Origin of the sequence: Phenylobacterium sp. (genome assembly GCF_031181185.1) — a bacterium.
Lineage (GTDB): Bacteria > Pseudomonadota > Alphaproteobacteria > Caulobacterales > Caulobacteraceae > Phenylobacterium.
In genome coordinates, this window is sequence record NZ_JAPSKZ010000263.1 from 1 (window position 1) to 3,492 (window position 3,492).

Consider the following 3,492-nt stretch of genomic DNA (forward strand, 5'->3'; position numbering starts at 1 on the left):
GCGTCTCGGCGTATACGGCAAGCGGCGCATCGCGTTTTCGGACGGCCGCACCGTCGACGTGACGATCCCCAAGGGCGCCCAGGACGGCCAGACGCTGCGGCTCCGCGGCCAGGGCGCGCCGGGCCGTTCGGGCGCCGGCGACGCCTTCATCGAGCTCTCGATCCTGCCGCACCCGGTCTTCAAGCGCGAAGGCGAGGTGCTGGTGATGGACCTGCCGGTCACGCTCTACGACGCCGTGCTCGGCGGGAAGGTCGAGGCGCCGACGCCGGACGGCCCGGTCACGCTGACGATCCCCAAGGGCTCGAACACCGGCGCGAAGCTGCGGCTGAAGGGACGTGGCCTGACGGATGCCCAGGGCCACAGGGGCGACCTGTTCGCCCGCTTGGTGGTAACCCTGCCGGATGCGCCCGACCCGGCGCTGGAAATCCTGGCGGAAGACATGCGCAAAGCCAGGCCGTATACGCCGAGACGCCGAACCTAGCTTAAGACCGACGTTCAGCCAGGGTTCAGTCCGGGCCCGCTACACGGGATGCCATGAAACGCCTCTTCGCCATCGCTGTCCTGCTCGCCGGCGCCGCGGCTCCCGCCGCGTCGTTCGCCCAGGACATGGGCCGGCCGGTGTTCGGCGCCGGGCGGGGCGACCAGGAGCAGGCCCGCGAAGGCGTGCGCTCGGGACGCCAGGTCCCGCTTTCGCGCGTTCTTTCCGCGATCGCCGCCCGCAACGGCGGCCGGCACCTGAACACCATGCAGGGCGACGCCGGCGGCCGGCCCGCCTACTTCGTGCAGTGGCAGCTCGAGAACGGCCGGGTCGTGGTGTTCGTCGTGGACGCCGAGTCGGGGCAGATCATCGGCCGCCAGGGCGGATAGCCTGGGCAGCGTCGAGGCGTAAGAAACTTTGCAAGCGAAAGGACGCGGCCAGTGCGCATCCTGTTGGTGGAAGACGATCCGGACCTGTCGCGTCAGCTGAAGCTGGCGCTGACCGACGCCGGCTATGCGGTGGACCACGCGCCCGACGGCGAGGAGGCCCAGTTCCTGGGCGAGACCGAGCCCTACGACGCCATCATCCTCGACCTTGGCCTGCCCAAGGTGGACGGCGTCTCGGTGCTGGAGCGCTGGCGCCGCGACAACATGGCGACCCCCGTCCTGATCCTGACGGCCCGGGGCGCCTGGAGCGAGAAGGTGGCGGGCTTCGACGCCGGCGCCGACGACTACCTGACCAAGCCGTTCCACACCGAGGAACTCCTGGCGCGGCTGCGGGCGCTGCTGCGCCGCTCGGCCGGGCACGCGACGCCGAACCTTTCGTGCGGCGGCCTGCGGCTGGACCCACGCGCCGCCCGGGCCAGCGTGAACGGCGAGCCGCTCAGGCTCACGTCGCTGGAATACCGCCTGCTGCACTATCTGATGATGCACCAGGGCCGGGTGATCAGCCGGACCGAGCTGGTCGAGCACCTGTACGACCAGGACTTCGACCGCGACTCCAACACCATCGAGGTGTTCATCGGCCGCGTGCGCAAGAAGATCGGCGCCGATCGCATCGAAACGGTGCGCGGCCTGGGCTACCGGCTGATCTGCCCCGACGACGAACTCGGCGCAGGCGAGAAGGGGTGATGCGGCCTTGAAGCTCGGGCGGGCGATCCCGACCGCTCTTCGGCGGCCCTCGCTCGCCCGGCGGCTGGTCCTGCTGGCCGTCGGCTGGAGCTTCGCGGCCCTGGTGATCGTGGCCGTGGTGCTGGCGCTGTTGTTCCAGCAGGCGGCGCTGCGGCGGTTCGACGCCAGCCTCTCCGACCTCATCGACAACCTGATCGCCGGCTCGACCATCGAGAACGGCCAGGTCGTCGCGCCGGCCCTCACCGACCTTCGGGCGCTGCGGGCGCTGTCGGGCCGCTACTGGCAGATCGCCCGCGTCGACGCCGACGGCCGCGTGCGGGCCATCGAAGGCCTGACGTCACGCTCGCTGTTCGATTCCGAGCTGGAGGCGCCGGCGGACCTGGCGAGCCGGCTGCAGGCCGACCCCGGCAAGCCGATCGCCTTCGACGCCCAGGGGCCGCAGCCCGGCGAGCGGGTGCGGGTGCTGGCGCGCTGGACGACGTTCTACGGGCACGAACAGCCGGTGGTCTTCATGGCCGCCGAGGATCGCCGGCCCATCGACCGGGACGTGCGCAACTTCATGGCCGCGACCGCCGCGGCCTTCGGCCTGCTGTCGGCCGGGCTGATCGGGGCGGTGGTGATCCAGGTGCGGGTGGGCCTTCGACCGCTGTTCCGCCTGCAGCGGGAGGTGGGCGACGTCCGCCGCGGCAAGGCCGAGCGGCTCTCGGGCGAATACCCGACCGAGCTCGAGCCCCTGGCGGAGGAGCTGAACGCGCTGCTGCAGCACAACCAGGAGACCGTGGAGCGCCAGCGCACCCACGTCGGCAACCTCGCGCATGCGCTCAAGACCCCGATCTCGGTGATGATGACCGAGGCCGAGCAGCGGCCGGGTCCGCTGGCGGAGGTCGTGAGCCGCCAGGCCGAGGTCATGCGCCAGCAGGTCGACCACCACCTGCGCCGGGCCCGGGCGGCGGCGCGAACCCAGGGGGTCGGCGAGCGCACCAGCGTGGCGGAGGTTCTGGACGAACTGGCGCGCACGCTGGAGCGGATCTTCCGCGACAAGGGCGTGACCATCGACTGGGATGCGGCCGAGGACCTGTTCTTCCTGGGCGAACGGCAGGACCTGCTGGAGATCGCCGGCAACGGCATGGAGAACGCCGGGAAGTGGTGCAAGGCCAAGGTCCGGGTCCGGGCGGTGGACGACGGCGAGGCGCACCTGAAGCTGACGGTCGAGGACGACGGGCCCGGCCTGCCGCCCGACCGCCGCGAGGAGGTCCTGCGCCGCGGCGCCCGACTGGACGAGAACGCACCCGGCTCGGGCCTTGGGCTTTCCATCGTTGACGAACTGGCCCGGGCCTACCGCGGCGCGCTGGAGCTGGGGGATTCGCCGCTGGGCGGTCTGGCGCTCACCATCCGCCTGCCGCGCGCGGCGGCCTGATAACCTTAAGTTTCGCAAAACCTTAACCCGCCCAAGGGCAAGCTGGCAGTTCGCGGACTTGTGTTCGCCGGAGTGTGAGGCCCATGGGCGCGCTGTCGCCGCGCAAGATCGAGATCGTCCGGACGCTGGTCGAGGCGGCCCCCGACAAGATCGTGGGCGGCTTGCAGATGGCGCTGGCCGATACAGGCGAGGACTCGCCGCTGGGCAGCGTGCGCCGGTTGGTCGAACTGGAGGTGGGCGAGCGCCGGCTGCGCAACACCGTCCTGCAGCCAGTGGCGCCGATGTGCGTCGGCGAGGGCCGCGATCCGCGGGCCCTGACGTTTCCCTCGCGCGTCCTGCCGCTGATCTGGCGGGGCTTGCGCGCCACGGCGGCCGAAGAGGTGGAGGAGGCCGAGCAGGCCTTCCGCGACTTCATCCCCGAAGAGAGCTCGGCCGACACTTTCGACCAGCTTGCCCGGATCGCCGCC

4 protein-coding genes and 1 pseudogene are annotated in these 3,492 nt (G+C 71.4%); all 5 read left to right on the forward strand.

Annotation, left to right across the window (positions count from 1 at the left end; genetic code table 11):
* Positions 1-481, forward strand: a 481-nt coding sequence (locus tag RIF93_RS19450; RefSeq protein ID WP_309093099.1) for a DnaJ C-terminal domain-containing protein, incomplete at its 5' end; no start/stop codon positions are given.
* Between the two features lie 53 nt (positions 482-534).
* On the forward strand, positions 535-867 hold the full coding sequence (locus RIF93_RS19455) for a hypothetical protein (protein WP_309093100.1): 333 nt from the start codon (positions 535-537) through the stop codon (positions 865-867).
* 51 nt (positions 868-918) lie between these two features.
* Positions 919-1,608, forward strand: a complete 690-nt coding sequence (locus RIF93_RS19460; protein ID WP_309093101.1) for a response regulator transcription factor — start codon at positions 919-921, stop codon at positions 1,606-1,608.
* Positions 1,609-1,615: 7 nt separating this feature from the next.
* Positions 1,616-3,025, forward strand: coding sequence for an ATP-binding protein (locus RIF93_RS19465; protein WP_309093102.1), 1,410 nt, complete (start codon positions 1,616-1,618; stop codon positions 3,023-3,025).
* Between the two features lie 83 nt (positions 3,026-3,108).
* Positions 3,109-3,492, forward strand: a pseudogene (locus RIF93_RS19470) (hypothetical protein); the annotation flags it as partial.